At 59.9% G+C, this 19,148-nt stretch carries 21 protein-coding genes; 5 read left to right on the top strand and 16 right to left on the bottom strand.

Translation table 11 applies throughout. The features are described from left to right. Positions 1–39 precede the first annotated feature (39 nt). On the top strand, positions 40–846 hold the full coding sequence (locus ACA071_RS09180; RefSeq protein WP_497644033.1) for a c-type cytochrome: 807 nt from the start codon (positions 40–42) through the stop codon (positions 844–846). A gap of 137 nt (positions 847–983) precedes the next feature. On the opposite strand, the gene ACA071_RS09175 is transcribed toward ACA071_RS09180, so the two are convergent. The 10 genes from ACA071_RS09175 to ACA071_RS09130 all read right to left on the bottom strand — a co-directional run bounded on the left by ACA071_RS09175 (position 984) and on the right by ACA071_RS09130 (position 10,078). After that, positions 984–1,799 carry a transglutaminase family protein gene (locus tag ACA071_RS09175; protein WP_169370879.1) on the bottom strand — a complete coding sequence of 272 codons (816 nt, stop codon included), beginning with the start codon at positions 1,797–1,799 and terminating at the stop codon, positions 984–986. After that, a complete protein-coding gene (locus tag ACA071_RS09170; RefSeq protein WP_426234858.1) occupies positions 1,796–2,746 on the bottom strand; it encodes an alpha-E domain-containing protein in 951 nt (316 codons plus the stop codon). The genes ACA071_RS09175 and ACA071_RS09170 overlap by 4 nt, the downstream gene beginning before the upstream one ends. A gap of 12 nt (positions 2,747–2,758) precedes the next feature. Continuing rightward, positions 2,759–4,168, bottom strand: a complete 1,410-nt coding sequence (locus ACA071_RS09165) for a circularly permuted type 2 ATP-grasp protein (RefSeq protein WP_090181836.1) — start codon at positions 4,166–4,168, stop codon at positions 2,759–2,761. 462 nt (positions 4,169–4,630) lie between these two features. Then, positions 4,631–4,972, bottom strand: a complete 342-nt coding sequence (locus ACA071_RS09160; protein WP_054048564.1) for a ribonuclease E inhibitor RraB — start codon at positions 4,970–4,972, stop codon at positions 4,631–4,633. A 214-nt stretch (positions 4,973–5,186) separates the two neighbouring features. Further along, complete coding sequence (locus ACA071_RS09155; protein WP_497644032.1) at positions 5,187–5,420, bottom strand: hypothetical protein; 234 nt, start codon at positions 5,418–5,420, stop codon at positions 5,187–5,189. 151 nt (positions 5,421–5,571) lie between these two features. Beyond that, the gene (gene speE / locus ACA071_RS09150) at positions 5,572–6,447 is read right to left on the bottom strand and encodes a polyamine aminopropyltransferase (RefSeq protein ID WP_497644031.1); all 876 of its coding nucleotides are present in this window, start codon (positions 6,445–6,447) and stop codon (positions 5,572–5,574) included. 254 nt (positions 6,448–6,701) lie between these two features. Further along, positions 6,702–6,893, bottom strand: a complete 192-nt coding sequence (locus ACA071_RS09145; protein ID WP_123403173.1) for a PLDc N-terminal domain-containing protein — start codon at positions 6,891–6,893, stop codon at positions 6,702–6,704. A 71-nt stretch (positions 6,894–6,964) separates the two neighbouring features. Continuing rightward, positions 6,965–7,495 (bottom strand): hypothetical protein, encoded by a 531-nt coding sequence (locus tag ACA071_RS09140; protein WP_497644030.1) that lies wholly within the window; start codon positions 7,493–7,495, stop codon positions 6,965–6,967. Between the two features lie 141 nt (positions 7,496–7,636). Beyond that, on the bottom strand, positions 7,637–8,155 hold the full coding sequence (locus ACA071_RS09135) for an ankyrin repeat domain-containing protein (RefSeq protein WP_497644029.1): 519 nt from the start codon (positions 8,153–8,155) through the stop codon (positions 7,637–7,639). Between the two features lie 96 nt (positions 8,156–8,251). After that, positions 8,252–10,078 carry a long-chain-acyl-CoA synthetase gene (locus ACA071_RS09130; RefSeq protein ID WP_497644028.1) on the bottom strand — a complete coding sequence of 609 codons (1,827 nt, stop codon included), beginning with the start codon at positions 10,076–10,078 and terminating at the stop codon, positions 8,252–8,254. 343 nt (positions 10,079–10,421) lie between these two features. Between ACA071_RS09130 and ACA071_RS09125 the strand changes: the two genes are divergently transcribed. Continuing rightward, entirely contained in the window at positions 10,422–10,700 is a 279-nt protein-coding gene (locus tag ACA071_RS09125; RefSeq protein ID WP_123403165.1) for a DUF3509 domain-containing protein, read from the top strand. Positions 10,701–10,794: 94 nt separating this feature from the next. On the opposite strand, the gene mtnC is transcribed toward ACA071_RS09125, so the two are convergent. From mtnC to aroC, 5 genes are all read right to left on the bottom strand, one after another. Then, positions 10,795–11,478, bottom strand: a complete 684-nt coding sequence (gene mtnC / locus ACA071_RS09120) for an acireductone synthase (RefSeq protein WP_497644027.1) — start codon at positions 11,476–11,478, stop codon at positions 10,795–10,797. A gap of 4 nt (positions 11,479–11,482) precedes the next feature. Continuing rightward, positions 11,483–12,028, bottom strand: a complete 546-nt coding sequence (locus ACA071_RS09115; RefSeq protein ID WP_497644026.1) for a 1,2-dihydroxy-3-keto-5-methylthiopentene dioxygenase — start codon at positions 12,026–12,028, stop codon at positions 11,483–11,485. A 93-nt stretch (positions 12,029–12,121) separates the two neighbouring features. Then, complete coding sequence (locus ACA071_RS09110; protein ID WP_497644025.1) at positions 12,122–12,748, bottom strand: methylthioribulose 1-phosphate dehydratase; 627 nt, start codon at positions 12,746–12,748, stop codon at positions 12,122–12,124. Beyond that, on the bottom strand, positions 12,745–13,890 hold the full coding sequence (locus ACA071_RS09105; RefSeq protein ID WP_133836624.1) for an MFS transporter: 1,146 nt from the start codon (positions 13,888–13,890) through the stop codon (positions 12,745–12,747). Before ACA071_RS09105 ends, ACA071_RS09110 begins: the two co-directional genes overlap by 4 nt. Positions 13,891–13,924: 34 nt before the next feature. After that, a complete protein-coding gene (aroC, locus tag ACA071_RS09100; RefSeq protein WP_497644024.1) occupies positions 13,925–15,016 on the bottom strand; it encodes a chorismate synthase in 1,092 nt (363 codons plus the stop codon). Positions 15,017–15,100: 84 nt separating this feature from the next. On the opposite strand from aroC, the gene ACA071_RS09095 reads away from it, so the two are divergent. Further along, on the top strand, positions 15,101–16,099 hold the full coding sequence (locus tag ACA071_RS09095; RefSeq protein ID WP_497644023.1) for an alpha/beta hydrolase: 999 nt from the start codon (positions 15,101–15,103) through the stop codon (positions 16,097–16,099). Between the two features lie 367 nt (positions 16,100–16,466). Beyond that, positions 16,467–17,258, top strand: a complete 792-nt coding sequence (locus ACA071_RS09090; RefSeq protein WP_497644022.1) for a hypothetical protein — start codon at positions 16,467–16,469, stop codon at positions 17,256–17,258. 124 nt (positions 17,259–17,382) lie between these two features. Here the strand turns inward: ACA071_RS09090 and prmB are convergent, their stop codons facing one another. Next, positions 17,383–18,291: a 50S ribosomal protein L3 N(5)-glutamine methyltransferase gene (gene prmB, locus ACA071_RS09085; protein ID WP_497644021.1), complete on the bottom strand. Its 909-nt coding sequence runs from the start codon at positions 18,289–18,291 to the stop codon at positions 17,383–17,385. Positions 18,292–18,545: 254 nt separating this feature from the next. Between prmB and ACA071_RS09080 the strand changes: the two genes are divergently transcribed. Then, entirely contained in the window at positions 18,546–19,136 is a 591-nt protein-coding gene (locus ACA071_RS09080; protein ID WP_497644020.1) for a cysteine hydrolase family protein, read from the top strand. The last annotated feature ends 12 nt before the right edge of the window (positions 19,137–19,148 follow it).

The raw sequence follows: 19,148 nt of genomic DNA, 5'->3' as shown, positions 1-19,148 counted from the left end.
AACCTTTACGGCACTTTCCACGACAGGGATGGCGATCACTTGAAAGCACTTATTCTGTTCGGGGCCTTGCTGTTCGGCACGCCCCTTTACGCCGCACAGCTGAACCTCGAGCTGGGCGCGAGCAGTCGCACCTGGCAGACCGAGGAGTTGCTCAAGCATCCTCAGGTCCAGACCATCAGCATCAGCAATGACGTTTCCTACAAACGGGACATGAGCTATCGCGCGGTGCCGTTGGCGGCGTTGTTGACGGGTATCAAGCCTGACGACCACCTGCAAGCCGTGGCGCTGGACGGTTTCGCCGCCGAGTTGGCGGCGGCACCGTTGCTCAATGCCAAAGGCGCACAGGCCTGGCTGGCGATCGAAGACCCGGCCAAGCCGTGGCCACCTCTGTCCGAGGGCAAGCACAGCGCCGGGCCGTTTTATCTGGTCTGGACCGATCCGCAGGCCGGTAATATCAGCCCCGAACAATGGCCGTTCGAAGTCGCCAGCATCAAGCGCATGGCGCCAGTGGCCCAGCGCTTCCCTGCCCTGCTGCCGGATCCGGCGTTGAAGGCGGGCGATCCGGTGAACCTGGGGTTTGCGTTGTTCCAAAAGAATTGCCTGGCGTGCCATCGACTTAATGGCGCGGGGGATGCGCAGTTCGGGCCGGACCTGAATATTCCGTACAACCCCACCGAGTACTTCGGTGCGGACTTCCTCAAGCGCTACATTCGGGATCCACAGAGTTTGCGGCAGTGGCCGCAGGCGAAGATGCCGGCGTTTTCCGAGCAGGTATTGCCGGCGGGAGATCTGGATTTGTTGGTGGGGTATTTGAAGCATATGGCGGGGCGCAAGATTCAGCCCTGACAGCAAGCCGATCGTTGCCCGATCGTTCCCACGCTCTGCGTGGGAATGCCTCAATGGACGCTCTGCGTCCGCTTCTGGGACGCGGAGCGTCCCGGGCTGCATTCCCACGCGGAGCGTGGGAACGATCAGCGTGAGGATTACTGTTGCTGGACGGAAATCACCGGCGCGAACACCGGTGTCGGCGAAACAAACACCTTCGCATGCATCTGCTCGCACCCACCGCCCCGGCGCATCCCGCGTACCGGGCAGGCGTCCAGGTAATCCAGGCCCACCGCCAGTTTCAGATGGCGTTCAGGTCGAGCCAACTGGTTAGTCACGTCAAAGCTGTACCACGCATCATCCAGCCAGGCTTCGGCCCAGGCATGGCTGGCCAGGTGTTCGCTGTTCTCGCTGTACAAGTACCCCGACACATAGCGCGCCGGAATGCCCAGGCTGCGGGCGCAAGCGAGGAACGCGTGGGTGTGATCCTGGCAGACGCCGGAACGCCCGGCGAAGGCCTTGGCCGCAGTCGTGTCGACTTCGGTGGAGCCCGGCGTGTAGGTCATGTACTGGTTCAGGCCCTGCATCAAGTCGATCAGTGCCGTGCGATCGCGACGTTTTTTGCACTCCTTCTCAGCGAACGCGCGCAAGGCTTCGTCGGGCTCGGTCAGCCGGGTGAAACGCAGGAACGGCAACGCCGACTGGCTCTCATGCTCGGCCTCACGCAGTTCGTCGATGTCCACCTGGCCACGGGCGCCAATGATGATTGCCTCGTGGGGTTCGTCCATGGTCAGCACGTGCAGGATGTTGCCGAACGGATCGAGTTGCGCGCGCACCGGGCGCGGCAGGTCGAGCTGCCAGCTGAGCACGTGCTGGCGTTCGCTGTCGTGAGGAGTCAGTCGCAGGTACTGGATGCTCGCCCGCACCTGATCTTCGTAGTGATAGGTGGTCTCGTGGCTAATGGAAAGTCTCATGCAGCCTCCAGGTAGGAACTGTGTATGGCGTTGCCCAACTGGCGCACCAGCGGGATGAATTCGGTAAGCCAGGCGTGCAGGCCTTCCTCGAGAATTTCGTTGATGCCGGTGTAGCGCAGGCGCGCGTCCATTTCTGCCGCCAGACGTTGTGCCGGGCGGCCGTTGGCCCCCGGCAATTGCGCGAGGATCTGGTCGATTTCTTCGGTGCAGGCGCGCAGGGAGCGCGGCACATCGGCGCGCAACAGCAGCAATTCGGCGACATGCCGGGCGCCGGGCGCATCGCGGTAGATCTCGGTGTAGGCCTCGAACGACGACAACGCTCGCAGCAAGGCACTCCATTGGTAATACGCGTGCGCCGTTCCGTCACTGACCGCTTCGGCCTGATCGCCGGCCATTTCGTAACGGGCATCAAGCAGACGCAAGGTGTTGTCGGCCCGTTCGATAAACGTCCCCAGACGAATAAAGCGAAACGCATCGTTACGCATGATCGTGCCGTAGGATGCGCCGCGAAACAGGTGGGAACGTTCCTTGATCCACTCGCAAAAACGGCTCATGCCGTAGCGACTCAAGCCCTGCTCCGCGATCCCGCGAATTTCCAGCCAGGTGGCGTTGATGTTTTCCCACATGTCGGCGGTGATTCGCCCACGCACCGCATGGGCACTGGCCCGCGCCGAACCGAGGCAGCTGTAGATGCTCGCCGGGTTGGCGGCGTCCAGGGCGAAGAAATGCAGCAGCCGTTCAGCATGCAGCTCGCCGTGGCGCTCCAGGTAATCTTCCAGGGTGCCGGTGATCAGCAGCGGCATGGCGAGTTCGTGCAGACCGTCACCACGGCCGTCCTGCGGCATCAGCGACAGCGAATAACTGATGTCGAGCATCCGCGCGAGGTTTTCCGCTCGCTCCAGGTAACGCGACATCCAATACAAATCCGAGGCAGTTCTACTTAACATGGCAGGCTTCCTTCAATCCTCGACCACCCAGGTGTCCTTGGTTCCGCCGCCCTGGGATGAATTCACCACCAGGGAACCTTCACGCAGGGCAACACGGGTCAAACCGCCGGGTACAACCCGGGTTTCGCGGCCAGATAAAACAAACGGACGCAGGTCGATGTGGCGTGGCGCGATGCCGTTTTCGACAAAGGTCGGACAGGTCGACAGGGACAACGTCGGTTGCGCGATATACGCGTGGGGCTTGGCTTTGATCCGCGCGCGGAACGACTCGATTTCCGCCGCCGTCGCCGCCGGCCCCACCAGCATTCCGTAACCGCCGGAGCCCTGGGTTTCCTTGACCACCAGGTCGGGGAGATTGGCCAGCACGTGGGACAGCTCAGAAGGGTTGCGACACTGGAACGTCGGCACGTTCTTCAGGATCGGCTCTTCATCCAGATAGAAACGGATCATGTCCGTGACAAATGGATACACCGACTTGTCGTCCGCCACCCCCGTGCCGATGGCATTCGCCAGCACCACGTTGCCGGAGCGATAGGACGACAGCAGCCCCGGCACGCCAAGCATCGAATCCGGGTTGAACGCCAGCGGATCAAGGAACGCGTCGTCGAGGCGCCGGTAGATCACGTCGACGGCTTTCGGCCCGTCCGTGGTGCGCATGAAAACCTTGTCGTCACGCACGAACAGGTCCGCGCCTTCCACCAACTCAACGCCCATCTCTCGCGCCAAAAAGGCGTGCTCGAAAAACGCGCTGTTGAAACGGCCAGGGGTCAGCACCACCACGCTCGGGTTATCGATCGGGCTGGAGCTTTTCAGGGTGTCGAGCAACAAGTTCGGATAGTGGTCGATGGGGGCAATACGCTGCGCCGCGAATAACTCGGGGAACAGACGCATCATCATCTTGCGGTCTTCGAGCATGTAGCTCACGCCGCTCGGTGTACGAAGGTTGTCTTCGAGCACGTAGTACGTGCCGTCGCCATCACGCACCAGATCGACGCCGGAAATGTGGGAATAGATATCCCGGTGCAGATCCAGCCCTTGCATCGCCAACTGGTATTGCTCGTTGGCCAGCACTTGCTCGGCCGGGATGATGCCGGCCTTGATGATGCGCTGCTCGTGATAGAGGTCGGCGAGGAACATGTTCAACGCCTTGACCCGCTGGATGCATCCACGTTCGACGATCCGCCATTCGCTGGCGGGGATACTGCGGGGAATGGTGTCGAAGGGAATCAGGCGCTCTGTCCCCTGCTCATCACCGTAGAGCGTGAAAGTAATCCCGGCACGATGAAACAACAGATCGGCCTCGCGTCGCCGTTGTGCCAAAAGCTCGTCAGGCGTTTCGGCCAGCCAACGGGCAAACTCCCGGTAATGCGGGCGGACCTGGCCGCCGGCATCGTACATCTCATCAAAATAGGTGCGGATCATGCCGTACTCCTTGTCACCCGGACATCTAGGCTTCGCAAGGCCCGTGCCATCGGCATAAACGCTTTGATATCAATCAGTTGGATAATCGCCCCAAAAGCACCGCACCAATCTTGTGCGGCAAACGCCCCAACCTGATCGCCCCCGCTTCATTGCGAAGCAATGTTGTCGACTATCACCAGCATAGTCAGAGTTGATTTCACTGCCCGGGGGATGGTGCGGATAATCGGCGCATTCGTTGCAAAACCTCTCGAACTTCCCTTTGGCCGCCTGTTTAGGCGGCTTTTTTTTGGGTTTTGAAATGTAGTGAAATGAAAGTGAGCTCAGACATGACGCAGCCTCGTTTCACTCGACAGCTGCTACAGAGTGAAACGAGGCTGCGATCTTTTGATCTTCCTAAACGCACAAACGAAAACGGCCAACCCGAAGGTCAGCCGTTGCTGAATGTTGTCGCTGTTCATAATGTTATGCGAGTAGCCCTCGTACCTCCTGTTTGACGCCCCACCCTTCGATGATGCCGCCCAGAGGCTCAACCACAGCCTCGAAGTCCTGCTCAAAGTCGCCGATGCCGTCGTAGGTGGCATACATCACTTTGCTCAGTTCCAGATGCCATGCGCCGTCGTCGCGCACGCTGATCTGGGCATTCAAGGATTCACCACAGAAATGACCTGCCGCCCTGCGTGCCCGCTCCTCGTCCGGGAAAATCGCGTAGAACTCGATGGGATGGAATCGTGAAAAGTCGAAACCGCCTTCTTTCATACGGCGCAGTACGCTGGTGCTGATGTCTTCTTGATAGGCTGTGCTCATGAAACGTCCTCCTAAAACCCTATGGATAGACTTTCCGTACTCCCGACGCCCGCAACCGAATGGTGAAGGCGATACGGCAACCAGGTTGCCGCCGGGATTTAAGCATGTAGCTGACAAGACCAGACCTTAGCGATCCGTTCGCTGATCTCGCTTGCAGAGTAGCCCCAAGTCGGAGCCGCTGCCAAGGCCTGGTTGAGAATGGGACAGGTGAGGTTCAGACAGGAGTGATGCCGAGGATTTGAATGCTGTTCTGGGCCTTGAGACTTTTGACACTGGCGTCAGCGATTCGCCCTTCCAGATCGTTCAGATCCAGTTCGGCAGCAACAGGAAGGAGTCGGGCCTTGATGAGTTTGGCGGCGTGCTCATTATCCGGGCACTCGTCGCACTCGAAGACTTCATCGACTGTTTCACCGTGATCATCCACGAAAGTGATTTTCCACTTTTGCATCAGTGCCTCCTCGATAAAGCCCGTAAATGGGCTTACAACTATCTGGACTTTTGGCCTGACTGATCGTTCAAACGGATTACAGCACGCAAGCATGAAAACGACATAAACCTGTAGGAGCAAAGCTTCGCTCCTACAGGGGTACGCACAGATTTTAGTCGTTGCTTGGCTTGTTGATCGCGTTCAGCACGTATTGCGGCATGGCGAACGCGCCGATGTGGATTTCCGGGTTGTAGTAGCGGGTGATGATGCCGCTGCCGGCGAAACGCTGTTGCAGGGTTTCGCGGGACAACTTGCGATAGGCGGTGTTGGTCGCGCCCCAGGCGAAGGTCATCGCCCCGCCGATGTAGGTCGGCACGGCCGCTTGATAGAAGTGCCAATCCGGGAACAGGCTGCGCAGGCGCCCGGCAGTGGTTTGCACTTCGCCCAGCTGCATGAACGGCGTGCCGTTCTGGGTCACCAGGATGCCGCCCTCGTTCAGGCAGCGATGGCACGCCTGGTAGAAGTTTTCCGAGAACAGCACTTCGCCCGGCCCGATCGGGTCGGTGGAGTCGGAAATGATCACGTCGAATTTTTCAGTGGTGGTGGCGACGAAACGCATGCCGTCGTCGATCACCAGGTTCAGCCGTGGGTCGTCGTAAGCACCCTTGGAGTGGTTCGGCAGGAACTCTTTGCACATGTCGACCACGGTGCCGTCGATCTCGACCATGGTGATGTGCTCGACGCTGCGGTGCTTGGCCACTTCACGCAGCATGCCGCCGTCGCCACCGCCGATGATCAGTACGCGCTTGGCGGAGCCATGGGCGAGGATCGGCACGTGGGTGAGCATTTCGTGGTAGATGAATTCGTCGGCTTCGGTGGTCTGGATCACACCGTCCAGCGCCATGACCCGGCCCATGCGCGGGTTTTCGAAGATCACCAGGTGCTGGTGCTCGGTGCGCACTTCGTGCAGCAGTTTTTCCATGCGAAAACGCTGGCCGTAGCCTTCGTAGAGGGTTTCCAGGTATTCGCTGGTTTTGGTGGTGGTCATGGGAAGTGCTCCGATGAATGCGGCGGCAACGGACGGTTACCCGCCCATGATGGCCAATCGAAAGGCTCGATTGCCCGGGAAAGGCGCGCATTCTACGTTGCGGAACATGACAGGTCGAACGTCACGTGATGACTCGCCGCGATCCTGTAGGAGCAAAGCTTGCTCGCCAAGAACGATGACGCGGTAATCCTGTTAGACCGCGTCATCGTTCTTCGCGAGCAAGCTTTGCTCCGACGGTTTCGGCGTCATGTCTGTCAGATGCGGACATTGCCCCGTGGCCCGGCGATGGCCCAGATGATCAGGCCCAGTACCGGCAGCAGCAGGATCAGCAGCACCCAGATGATTTTCATCCCGGTTTCGGCGCCGCTTTTCAGCACGTTGATGATGGCCCAGATGTCCAGGGCAAGAATGATCAGGCCAACCAGACCGTTGAAACTGGAACCCATGGTGTCGCTCCCAAGATAGTGGCATGCAGTCTTAGGATAGTCGGCCCGTGCGAGGGTTCCGTTTTATTGCATTAAACGTGGATGGCCACTTTCAACGCTTCCAGGGATGGTGCGGCGGCGATACCGACCTGGGCGCACAGTTCGAGTACGCGCGGCACGTCGTTGCCGTAGACCAGCACCACTTGCAGTTCGTCGTCGAGCAACTGGCTGAAGTTCATCAGCGTGTAACCGCCGTTCTCCTTGTTCATGCTGTCCATCTGCACCTGAATGCGGTTGAGCGCGGTCAGGGCTTCGGTTTTGGCCAGTTGCTTGGGTTTGATGTTGAAATCTACGCCGGGGCCGAACGAGGCGACAATCTGGGCGAACAGGTCCATGTAGGTATCGGCCTGGAACAGCACGGTCTCCGGCAGACTGCCCACCACCACCCATTCGCCCAATGGCATCGGGAAGGTGTCGTCGAAGTTGATGTCCGGGTTGGCTGTCAGAAAAGCCTCGGGATCGGCGTAGGCCTGGGCCGCTTCGTCAGCGATCTTCAGGATTTCGTCATCGCCCATGCACCCGGAGCTGATTTTGCTGATGAGTTCGACGAGTGCGGTTTTCATGGGGGATGAATCCTGTAGCGAGGGAAATTTTAGGGCGCGAAGGATAGCGCAAAAGGCCCCGCAATGGTTCTGTAGGAGCAACGCTTGCCCACGATGGCGATCTCGAGGATCGCCATCGCGGGCAAGCCTGCTCCTAGAGGGTTACGCCAACAATTTCTGTAATTGCGCAGTGGTATCAACGGCACCCATAGTCTTCGCCGCGTCCAGCGCCGAAACGCCATTGGCGTCCTTGGCTTGCGGGTCGGCGCCTTTGCTGATCAGGTAATCGACGATTTCAACGCGGTTGAACATCGCTGCCATCATCAGCGCCGTGCGGCCGTCGAACGACGAACCTTCCACTTGCGCGCCGCCTTCGACCAATGCCGTGACCACCGCCAGGTCGCCCTTGAACGCGGCGCCGGCAATCGGGCTCTGGCCGTTGTCGTTGCGGATTTCCGGGTCGGCCTTGTGTTCCAGCAGCACTTTCACGGTTTCGACGTGGCCGTGATAGGCGGCGAGCATCAGCAAGGTGTCGCCCTTGTGGTTACGCAGGTTCGGCGGCAGGCCTTTGGTCAGCAGCGCAGCCATCATGGCCGCATCGCCCTCGCGCGCTTTGTTGAACACCTGTTCGGCAAATTCAGCGGCTTCTTCGGGCGTCATCTGGCGGCTTTGGTCTGACATGGAGAACTCTCTATTCGGTCAATCGGAAAGTCGACAGTTTCCCGAGCGCTCCGGCACCTGTCACTCCTTTTTTCTCAAGAGCGGCCATAGCCAGATTCAATAGCGGTACTTGCCACCACGAATATCCGCCAGCACCTGCTCAGTGACTTGCACGTACGTCTGGGTGCCGGGTAGCCAGGCGTAGATCGGGTCATCGCCGGTTTTACTCGGGTCGAAGGCTTCATCCTTGAGCCGGGTCTTCTGGTATTTGAAGGTCCCGGTGGTTTCCATTTTCACCTTCAGCCGCAGGAACAACGGCACCGCGTACGCCGGCATGTGTTGGCGCGCAAAGGTCAGCAGCTCGGTGAAATCCAGGGTCGCCAGGGATTCGGCGGGGGTAATCGCCGCCATCCCGGCTCGGCCGTTGGTGTTGCAGATTTCCACGCCATACGCCACCGCCTCGCAAATGTTCGGGTGCTGCAAAAGAATGTTTTCGACCTCGGTAGTGGAGACGTTCTCGCCCTTCCAGCGGTAGGTGTCGCCCAGACGATCGACAAACTGCGCGTGACCGAAACCGATGTTGCGCAGCAGGTCGCCGGTATTGAAGTAACGGTCGCCCTTGGCGAACACATCGTGGAGCACGACTTTCTCGGTTTTCTGCGGATCGGTGTAGCCGTCCAGCGGCGCCTTGTCGTCGATTTTCGCCAGCAACAAGCCCTGCCCGCCCTTGGCTACTTTGCTCATCAAACCCTTGGCATTGCGAATCGGCGCGCCGCTGTCGTGGTCGTACGCCACCAGTTCCCAGGACATCAGGGAAAAACCGATGGTGTTGTCGAAGTTGAGGATGTTGGTAAAACCGATGTTGCCGTCGCTGGCCGCGTACAGCTCGCAGATGTGGTGCACCCCGAATCGCGTCTTGAATTCGCGCCAGGCACCGGGGCGCAGGCCATTGCCGATCATCTTGGTCACGCCGTGTCGGTTGTCGTCGGCACTGACAGGTTGATCGACCAGGTAGCGGCACAATTCGCCAACATAACCGAGGGTGGTCGCGCGGTACTTGCGTACATCGTTCCAGAACTGACTCGCGCTGAACTTGCGGCGAATGACGAACCCCGCGGCACCACTGATGGCTGAGCCCCAGCACACGCAAAGCCCGGTGGCGTGATAGAGCGGCAAGGTGCAATAGACGACATCCTGCGGCTGCATATCCAGGGCGATCAGACCGAAGCTGGCGGAGCTGCGCATCCAGCGTCCGTGCTTGAACACGCCAGCCTTGGGCAACCCTGTAGTGCCGGAGGTATAGATGTAGAAGCAAGGGTCGTCGAAAAACACCTGCTGACTGCTGGCCGGGTTGCCGTCAGGGGCGTCAGCGCTGGCCATCATCAGGTTGATGAAGCTGTCGGGCAAAATGCCCGGATAACTGTAAGTATCGCGGTCGGCGACGAACCAGGTGCGTGTCGGCGCGATGTCGACCCGCCCGCGAACCGCCGAATAGGCCGGCGCCAGCTCTTCCCCGACAATGATCGCCACCGGCGCCACCAGGTTCAGGCTGTGGGCCAGGGTATCGCGGGTCTGGGAGGTATTGAGTAGCGCGCTGATCGCACCGACCTTGGCCACCGCCAGGATTGTCACCAGCAGTTCCGGACGGTTCTCGATGAAGATCGCCACCACATCGCCCTTGCCAATCCCTTGGCCGATCAGGTGATGAGCAATGCGGTTGGCCCACTGATTGACCTGCGTATACGTCAGCGCCACCGCGTCTTGCAGCAAGGCGAAGCCGTCGGGATTGCGCAAGGTCGCTTGCTCGAAGCTCCAGCCGAGGCCACACGGTTGGGTCGGGTCCTTGACGTTAGCGACCTTCATGCCCTTCACCACGCGGGGAATGGCTTTGGCGATGGTCGGCAATTTGCGGAGCATCATGCCCCAGGTGATCGTGTCGCTCATGGTAGCTCCCGTTCGATCTTCTTATTGTCGGGCGGCGTTGATTCAGCCCGAAAATACGTCAGCGGTTCTGGAGCTGTACACGCGGTTTTTGCAATGTTTTGTATCCGCCTTCGATGCCTCTGAAAACGCGAACCCTGGCCGTGCCATTGGTTCCATCAAATTGCGTGCGACCACGCAAAATGCAGGATGCACGATGGCCATTCATGCAGATTGCACGAAAGCAAAAAAACGACATATAAATAACTTATTGATTTATAACGATTTTAAAAAAAATCAGTGCTGGCACAATCGCTGCAACTACCTCTCCATGCTTGCTAATCAAGTGCTAACGGAGCTGATAGACATGAGCCTGATCCAAGAAAAATTTACCTCGCTGTTCTCCAACTTCGACGTGACCACCCAGGCACGACCTGACGGCGGCATTCTGCTGACACTGCGCAGCACCGAAGGCAAAGTCTTTAAACGTTCGATTTCCTACCAGCAATTGCATGCTGGCGATCAGCTTTCGTGGGTGATCAGTGCTATTCGCCGTGACCTGGCTGAACAGGCCAGCGAACTGCCACAGATCTCCATGCTGCAAAGTCAGCAGCGGTTTGCTTTGCCGACTTATCATTCGGTGTAAATCGTTCGCCGCTTTAAACAAACAGGCCGTGGGAGCTTTCGCTTCACGGCCTGAGTTGTATCTGGAGTAACACCATCCCCACAGGTTTTGCGGGTTATGCGGAGGAAGGATCGATCCGCGCAAAGCTGTCAACGGTCACGTGCCCTGCCAATTCACCACCCTCTCGCGCCAATCCGCAAGTCGCCATGCCCGCCGCGCGCGCCGCGTCCAGCTCTTCGACGATGTCGGACAGGAACAGAATCTGCGCTGGATCCACACCAATCGCCTGGGTGATACGTTGGTAGGACTGCGCTTCGCGTTTCGGCCCCGAAGTGGTGTCGAAGTAACCGCTGAACAGCGGCGACAGATCCCCTGCCTCGGAGCAGCCGAAGATCAGTTTCTGCGCCTGGATCGAGCCCGAGGAATACACAAACAGTTGATAACCGGCCTGATGCCAGCGCTTCAGCGCTTCAACGGCGTCCGGGTACACGTGGCCCTTCAACTGCCCGGCCTGATAACCCTGCTCCCAGACCATGCCTTGCAACGCCTTGAGCGGCGTGGCCTTGCGGTCTTCGGCGATCCAGCCCAGGAGGATTTCGATCACCCGCTCGATATTGGCCTGAGGTTCGTTGCTGTCCCGGCGCACCGCGTCCAGTTGCTCGGCGACATCCGTTCGCGCAGCGTTTTGGCGAACAAAGTCCGGCAAGTGTTTAGCCGCGTAGGGAAACAGCACGTCGAACACAAAACTCACCGCGCTGGTGGTGCCTTCGATGTCGGTGAGAATCGCTTTGATCGGCATCGACTCAGTCCTCCAGGCGCGGGAAGCGGTTGGCGATGTCTTCGCCGGTGAACTTCGCGACCCAACCTTCGGGGTTGTTGAACAGGCGAATCGCGACGAAATACGGATGCTCGCCCATGTCGAACCAATGCGGCGTACCGGCCGGGACCGAGATCAGGTCGTTTTTCTCGCAGAGCACGGCGTAGACGTAATCGTCGATGTGCAGGGTAAACAGCCCACGGCCGGCGACGAAAAATCGTACTTCGTCTTCGCCATGGCGGTGTTCATCGAGGAACTTGGCCCGCAGTTCGGCTTTTTGCGGGTGATCGCTGTTGAGGCTGATCACATCGACGGTGACGTAACCGCGTTCGGTCATCAGCTTGTCGATCTGTTCCTGGTACGCGGCGATCACTTCTTCCTGGCTGGCGCCGGGCTGGATTTTCGCGGTGGCTTGCCAGCGGTCGAATCGCACGCCCTGTTCGGCCAGGGTCGAGGCGATGTCTTCGAAGTGGGTCAGAACCTTGTTCGGTATTTCAGGGCTGGAGACGTGATAAACGGACAGGCTGCTCATGGGGCAATTCCTCGGTTTCGGCCGCGCCGTCCGGTTCTTTCAGACCGGTCGGGCGCGGCGCTTCATCAGGCAAATGGGCGACTTCTGGTGAAGTCAGCCTTGGCGGTTCATGACGCTGCGGGTCTTCAACTCGCACTCGAACAAAAATTCAAAGGCCTCGATCTGCCGCAGGGCGTCGCTCATGCGCGCGCCCCAGGTGTAGAGACCGTGGCCGCGAATCAGGTAACCAACGCAATCGGGATGGGCGTCCAGCCAAGGCTGCACCTTGGCGGCCAGGCGCGCAATGTCCTGATCGTTGTCGAAAATCGGCACCCGCACCAACGACTCATGGGTCGAGACGCCGCTGAAGGCTTTTTGCAGTTCGTAGTCTTCGAATTCGATGAAATCTTCCGGCGTCAGGCGCGACAGCACCGTGGCGTTCACCGAATGGGTGTGCAGCACCGCACCGATTTCCGGGCGCCAGCTGTAGAGCTGGGTGTGCAGCAGGGTTTCGGCGGACGGCTTTTTGCCCGGTTCCAGGCTGTTGCCGGACAGGTCGGTGGCCAGCACATCGTCGAGGCCCAACTGGCCTTTGTGCTTGCCGGACACCGTCAGCAGCGCTTCGGTCGGCGACAGGCGCGTTGAATAGTTGCTGCTGGTGGCCGGCGACCAGCCGCGACCATACAAAAAACGCCCGGCGTCGATGATTTCCTGGGCGAGGTGTTCACGGGTAAGGCTCATGGCCGGTCCTCTTGCATACGTGTGGCAATGATAACGGCAGCGGCGAAGGCTGCGAGGCTGGCAATACTAAAGGTCAATGTGGCGCCGAGGGCGTTCCAGCTGTAGCCGGAATACAACGCGCCGAGTGCGCCGCCGGTACCGGCCAGTGCCGCGTACAACGCTTGGCCCTGGCCCTGCTGACGGGCACCGAAACTACGTTGCACGAACTGGATGGCAGCCGCGTGAAAGCTGCCGAACGTCGCCGCGTGCAGCACTTGGGCGAACAGCAGTACCCAAAGAAATTCGGCAAACGAACCTAGCAGCAACCAACGCAGGGCCGCCAGCAGAAAACTCGCCATCAGCACCCGGCGCACCGAGAACCGCGCGAGGATTTTGCTCATGGCCAGGAACATCAAGACTTCAGCCACCACGCCCACGGCCCAGAGCATACCGATCACGCCACGGCTATAACCGAGACGCTCAAGGTGCAGGGTCAGAAAGGTGTAATACGGCCCGTGGCTCATCTGCATCAGTGCCACGCAAGCGTAAAACGCCAACACCCCGGGGCTGCGCAATTGCTTGAGGAAACCCTCCCCCGTCACCCGCTCGCTCTGGACCGGTTGCGCGTTGGGCACCCACAAACTGCTGACGACGATCCCGGCCATGATCAGCACCAGCGCCACCGGGTACACATCCAGGCTCAACCATTCGAACACCCGTCCAAGCGCGACCACGGTGATGATGAAACCGATGGAACCCCACAAGCGGATCTGACTGTAGCGGGAGGTCTGGCCTTTCAAGTGCGCCAGGGTGATGACTTCGAACTGCGGCAGTACCGCATGCCAGAAGAACGCGTGCAGGGCCATGACCATCGCCAGCCAGGCGTAGGTCTTGCTGACGAAGATCAGCGAGAACGTCAGCAGCGTGCACACGGCGCCAAAACGCACGATGGCCAGACGCCGGCCGGTGTAGTCGCCGAGCCAGCCCCAGATGTTCGGCGCCACGCAGCGCATCAGCATCGGGATCGCCACCAGCTCGCCGATGCGCGCGCTGGAAAAGCCCAGGTGATCGAAGTACAGCGCCAGAAATGGCGCTGTCGAACCGAGCAAGGCGAAATAGAACAGATAGAAACTGGAAAGCCGCCAGTACGGGAGCGCCGCCAAAGTCGTCAGACCACAGCGGCTGTCAGGTCAGCCATTAAAGCTGACCCAACACCGGCGTGCTCACCCGGACATCGGCGTTCTGCCCACGGTGACGCAGCAGGTGATCCATCAGCACGATGGCCATCATCGCTTCGGCAATCGGCGTGGCGCGGATGCCGACGCACGGGTCGTGGCGGCCCTTGGTCACCACGTCCACCGGGTTGCCATGGATGTCGATGGACCGGCCCGGCGTGGTGATGCTCGATGTCGGCTTCAGCGCCAGGTGCGCCACGATCGGCTGGCCCGACGAGATCCCGCCGAGAATGCCGCCGGCGTTGTTGCTGAGGAAACCTTCCGGGGTCATTTCATCGCGGTGTTCGGTGCCGCGCTGGGCAACGCTGGCAAAACCGGCGCCGATTTCCACGCCCTTGACCGCGTTGATGCTCATCAGCGCGTGGGCCAGTTCGGCATCGAGGCGGTCGAAGATCGGCTCGCCGAGGCCAGGCATCACGCCTTCAGCAACCACGGTGATCTTCGCGCCGACCGAATCCTGGTCGCGGCGCAACTGGTCCATATAGGCTTCCAATTCCGGCACTTTGTCCGGGTCGGGGCTGAAGAACGCATTTTCTTCTACCGAATCCCAGGTCTTGAACGGGATTTCGATCGGGCCGAGCTGGCTCATGTAGCCACGAATGACAATGCCCTGGCTGGCCAGATACTTCTTCGCAATCGCCCCGGCCGCCACGCGCATCGCGGTTTCCCGCGCCGAGCTGCGACCGCCGCCGCGGTAATCGCGTTCGCCGTATTTGTGGTGGTAGGTGTAGTCGGCATGGGCCGGACGGAACAGATCCTTGATCGCCGAGTAGTCCTTGGACTTCTGGTCGGTGTTGCGGATCAGCAGGCCGATGGCGCAACCGGTGGTGCGACCTTCGAACACACCGCTGAGGATTTCGACTTCGTCGGCTTCCTGGCGCTGGGTGGTGTGGCGGCTGGTGCCGGGTTTGCGGCGGTCAAGGTCACGCTGCAGATCCTCCAGGGAAATCTCCAGACCCGGCGGGCAGCCGTCGACAATGGCGACCAACGCCGGACCATGGCTTTCGCCAGCGGTGGTGACAGTGAACAGCTTGCCGTAGGTATTGCCGGACATGCGGGACGCTCCGTGAAATCGAACCTGAATACGTAATGCGCGCCAGTATACGCAGGCTACCCAAGTAGTTCATCCTCGAACCTTATGGGTGCCCGCGAGTCCAACCGGCATCTTGTTCATGATGGCGTGATGATGCTGCGAGTTCTAGCCTTGAGCCTTACCCTGTTTACCGGCTTCGTTCAGGCGACTGTCCTACAACGACCGATTACTTTGGATACCGGCACCGGAGAGCTTTTCGGCTCATTGTTGCTGCCTAAATCCGACACACCGGTGCCGGTTGTCCTGATCATTTCCGGCTCAGGTCCTACGGATCGCGACGGAAATAACCCTGACGGCGGACGCAACGACAGCCTCAAGCGCCTGGCCTGGGTGCTGGCCAAACACAATATCGCCAGCGTGCGCTACGACAAACGCGGTGTGGCAGCGAGCCTTGCCGCGACGCCGGACGAGCGCAATCTTTCAGTGGAAGCCTACGTGGCCGACGCCGAGGCCTGGAGCCAGAAACTGAAAGCAGATCCGCGCTTTGGCCAACTGATTTTGCTCGGCCACAGCGAAGGCGCCTTGATTGCCACCCTGGCGGCGCCGAGTGTCGGTGCGGCGGCGGTGATTTCCATGTCCGGCAGCGCCCGGCCGGTGGATCAGGTGCTACGCCAGCAATTGAGCAATCGCCTGCCACCCCCGCTGATGCTGCGCAGCAATGAACTGCTCGACAGCCTTAAGGCCGGGCACACCGACGACAACGTCCCACCGCAGTTGCAGGTGATTTTCCGCCCGAGTGTGCAGCCATACCTGATTTCGCTGTTCCGCCAAGACCCGGCCGCGGCGTTTGCCAAGTTGAAGATGCCGGCGCTGATCATCCAGGGCACCAGCGATATCCAGGTCGGTGTCGGTGACGCACGGCTGCTCAAGGCTGCCAAGCCCGACGCTGAGCTGGCGGTGATCGAGGGCATGAACCACGTGATGCGCATCGTGCCCAACGACGTGAAACGGCAACTGGCCTCCTATAAGGATCCGCAATTGCCCCTGGCCGCCGAACTCGGCTCGCGAATTCTCGGTTTTATTGACGGACTTCGCTCCAGTTAAGCGCTGTCAGGGGGCGTTCTCAGCTAGTTTTCACGCCGCGCCGGGTCTGCTGCGGTGCAGGGCAAGGCGCGAGAAGCGTGGTTTGGTCATTCCAAATAAGCTTCGAGCAACGCAGCCCTGCACAACAGCAGGCCCGGCCCTTCAGGTTGTTCCTTAAAGCGGGCCAGGCTGCGTTGCAGGCCTTGGAAAGGGAACAACCATTCCCCGCGGCCTGCGCCTTGCCTGGCCCGCTTTAAGGCGACAACGCGGCGTGAAAACTAGCTGAGAACGCTCCCTAGCCCTCCAGTCTTGAAAAAAACGGCCGATAAGCCTTTGTCGCCAGCGCTATGACTGGCGGCAAGCAGAGCTTGGACAGGATCTCGCCGTTATGACTGATACCCAGATTTCACCCGACACCACCGCTGAAAAAGACGCACCGCCAGCGGTCGAGCTGCCGTGGGCGGACGTCCACGCCGAGCACCACAAGATGCTCCGCCTGGCGCCGCTGAAGACCGACCGCAACACCGGGAGCCGGCCGTTGCGCTTTGTCGAGTTTGGTTATGCCGAGCGCAACAGCAAGGAACGCAGCCTGATGCGCCTGACCATCAAGCTGCCGGGCCAGCGGGTGCGCAAAGAGCAGAATCACTTGGACGTGTGGGTCGATCACGAGACCCAACGCGTGCATTTCGGGCCTGAGAGCGGGTTGCAGATCGAACCGATGAACCGCGGTATCGGGCGTTACCTCGCCGCTCAAGGCATTAGTTGGGCGAAAAAGCGCTGGCCCGGCTACACCGTCGACGGTGCCGACCTGAACAACAAGGACGCGCTGAACGAAGACACGCGCCTGCGCCGCGATCACTTTTTGCGCGTACACGGTTTTGATGTGGCCTACGCCGATGCCCAGCATTTGAAGGGCAGCGTCAAAGAGGTCCAGGTCGGCGACTTGCTGGCCGACTGGAACAGTGAAAAGCTGCAACAGGTGGAAATTCTCGAAGCCGCGCAAATGCTTCAGCAGGCCGAGCAGAATCTGGCCGAGCAGGAAGTGAAGCTCAAGAAGCACGAAGAGAAAGTCAGCAAGTACAAGCGTGAAGACGCCGGACTGCGTTTCACGATTACGTGCCTGGTGGCGTTTTCGGTGTTTCAGGCGGGGTTGTTGATCTGGATTGCGACGCACCGTTGACGACTGATCGTTCCCACGCTCTGCGCGGGAATGCGGCCCGGGACGCTCCATGCCCCTTTTCAAGCCGAACGCGGAGCGTCTGTGGAGGCATTCCCACGCAGAGCGTGGGAACGATCTTTACGGGTTAAACGCGAGAAGCGAACACCGCCTGATGATCGCGGCACTGCTCTGCGGTCAACATGAACACCCCATGCCCACCGCGCTCGAAATCGAGCCAGGCGAAGTCGACTTCCGGGTACAGCGCTTCGACGTGCACCTGGCTGTTGCCCACTTCGACAATCAACAAACCCTTCTCGGTCAGGTGATTCGCCGCTTCGGCGAGCATCCGGCGTACCAGGTTCAAGCCGTCGTCACCGCACGCCAGGCCCAGTTCCGGTTCGTGCTGGTATTCGTCCGGCATGTCGGCGAAATCTTCCGCATCGACGTAGGGCGGGTTCGACACGATCAGGTCGAAACGTTGCCCTGGCAAACCATCAAAGCCGTCGCCCTGAACCGTATACACCCGCTCATCGACGCCATGACGCTCGATGTTCTGGTTGGCCACTTCCAGCGCTTCGAACGACAGGTCCGCCAACACCACTTCGGCATTCTGGAACTCGTAGGCACAGGCGATACCGATGCAGCCGGAGCCGGTGCACAGGTCGAGAATCCGCGCTGGGTCGGTGCCCAGCCACGGCGTAAAGCGCTTTTCGATCAGCTCGCCAATCGGTGAACGCGGGATCAGCACACGCTCATCAACGATAAACGACATGCCACAGAACCACGCCTCGCCCAACAGGTAAGCGGTGGGAATGCGCTCTTCGATACGGCGCCGGAGCAACCGTTGCAGATTGACCAGCTCATCGTCTTCCAGATTGCAGTCCAGATAGCTGTCGGCAATTTCCCACGGCAGGTGCAGCGCACCCAACACCAGTTGACGGGCTTCGTCCCAGGCGTTGTCGGTCCCATGGCCGAAAAACAGATCCTCCCCATGGAAGCGGCTGACGGCCCAACGAATATGGTCGCGCAGGGTACGAAGTCGGGAAGTGATCACAGCGGCAGCTCCAAATAAAACGACTGGCAAATAAAACGACTGGCGATTCTAACAGCCAAAACGCGCCACGACGACGCAGGAAAAACACCGGATCAGATGTAGGACTTATCCATTTTTTCGCTTGGCTATTGAACAAAATAAGCATCTTGACAAGGCTGCAAGCCAACAACGACGGTGCCTACGATGGTAGCGATTCACAGAACCGCTCAGCCAGAGGACAATGTCGCAAAAGCCCCACTCCAAGGAGCCCCAGAATGTCCGTTCCACAAACGATGTTTCAACTCAGCGGTCGCGGTTATCCGGCGGCCAAACTGAGCCAGGCGACCCTCATCATCATCGATGCCCAGAAAGAATACCTCAGCGGCCCGCTGGCCCTGAGCGGCATGGATGCCGCCGTCGCGAACATCAAGCAAATAGTGGCCGCTGCCCGTGCAGCCGGTCGGCCGATCGTGCATGTGCGTCACCTCGGCACTGTCGGCGGGTTGTTCGATCCACAGGGCGAGCGCGGCGAGTTCATTCCGGGGCTCGAGCCAACGAGCGACGAAACCATCATCGGCAAGCTGCTGCCGAGCGCGTTCCACGGCACCACGCTGTACGATCGCCTGCAAGACCTCGGCTCCCTGGACCTGATCGTCTGCGGTTTCATGAGTCATTCCAGCGTCAGCACCACCGTGCGCGCCGCGAAGAACCTGGGCTTTCGCTGCACCCTGGTCGAGGATGCCTGTGCTACCCGCGACCTGCCTTACAAGGGCGGTGTACTCAGCGCCGAGCACGTTCAGCAGACCGAGATGGCGATCATGGCGGACAACTTCGCCACCCTTGCCCTGACCCACGATCTGATCTGATCAACGTTCGAT

It is taken from the genome of Pseudomonas sp. LBUM1646, assembly GCF_059716165.1.
This window is presented reverse-complemented; position numbering and strand designations above follow the sequence as displayed.

Excerpts from the sequence above, each read along its gene's own strand:
- ACA071_RS09175 (WP_169370879.1), bottom strand. The coding sequence starts at position 1,799 with ATGAGACTTTCCATTAGCCACGAGACCACCTATCACTACGAAGATCAG.
- ACA071_RS09170 (WP_426234858.1), bottom strand. The coding sequence starts at position 2,746 with ATGTTAAGTAGAACTGCCTCGGATTTGTATTGGATGTCGCGTTACCTG.
- ACA071_RS09165 (WP_090181836.1), bottom strand. The coding sequence starts at position 4,168 with ATGATCCGCACCTATTTTGATGAGATGTACGATGCCGGCGGCCAGGTC.
- ACA071_RS09160 (WP_054048564.1), bottom strand. The coding sequence starts at position 4,972 with ATGAGCACAGCCTATCAAGAAGACATCAGCACCAGCGTACTGCGCCGT.
- ACA071_RS09155 (WP_497644032.1), bottom strand. The coding sequence starts at position 5,420 with ATGCAAAAGTGGAAAATCACTTTCGTGGATGATCACGGTGAAACAGTC.
- speE (WP_497644031.1), bottom strand. The coding sequence starts at position 6,447 with ATGACCACCACCAAAACCAGCGAATACCTGGAAACCCTCTACGAAGGC.
- ACA071_RS09145 (WP_123403173.1), bottom strand. The coding sequence starts at position 6,893 with ATGGGTTCCAGTTTCAACGGTCTGGTTGGCCTGATCATTCTTGCCCTG.
- ACA071_RS09140 (WP_497644030.1), bottom strand. The coding sequence starts at position 7,495 with ATGAAAACCGCACTCGTCGAACTCATCAGCAAAATCAGCTCCGGGTGC.
- ACA071_RS09135 (WP_497644029.1), bottom strand. The coding sequence starts at position 8,155 with ATGTCAGACCAAAGCCGCCAGATGACGCCCGAAGAAGCCGCTGAATTT.
- ACA071_RS09130 (WP_497644028.1), bottom strand. The coding sequence starts at position 10,078 with ATGAGCGACACGATCACCTGGGGCATGATGCTCCGCAAATTGCCGACC.
- ACA071_RS09125 (WP_123403165.1), top strand. The coding sequence starts at position 10,422 with ATGAGCCTGATCCAAGAAAAATTTACCTCGCTGTTCTCCAACTTCGAC.
- mtnC (WP_497644027.1), bottom strand. The coding sequence starts at position 11,478 with ATGCCGATCAAAGCGATTCTCACCGACATCGAAGGCACCACCAGCGCG.
- ACA071_RS09115 (WP_497644026.1), bottom strand. The coding sequence starts at position 12,028 with ATGAGCAGCCTGTCCGTTTATCACGTCTCCAGCCCTGAAATACCGAAC.
- ACA071_RS09110 (WP_497644025.1), bottom strand. The coding sequence starts at position 12,748 with ATGAGCCTTACCCGTGAACACCTCGCCCAGGAAATCATCGACGCCGGG.
- aroC (WP_497644024.1), bottom strand. The coding sequence starts at position 15,016 with ATGTCCGGCAATACCTACGGCAAGCTGTTCACTGTCACCACCGCTGGC.
- ACA071_RS09095 (WP_497644023.1), top strand. The coding sequence starts at position 15,101 with ATGGGTGCCCGCGAGTCCAACCGGCATCTTGTTCATGATGGCGTGATG.
- ACA071_RS09090 (WP_497644022.1), top strand. The coding sequence starts at position 16,467 with ATGACTGATACCCAGATTTCACCCGACACCACCGCTGAAAAAGACGCA.
- ACA071_RS09080 (WP_497644020.1), top strand. The coding sequence starts at position 18,546 with ATGTCCGTTCCACAAACGATGTTTCAACTCAGCGGTCGCGGTTATCCG.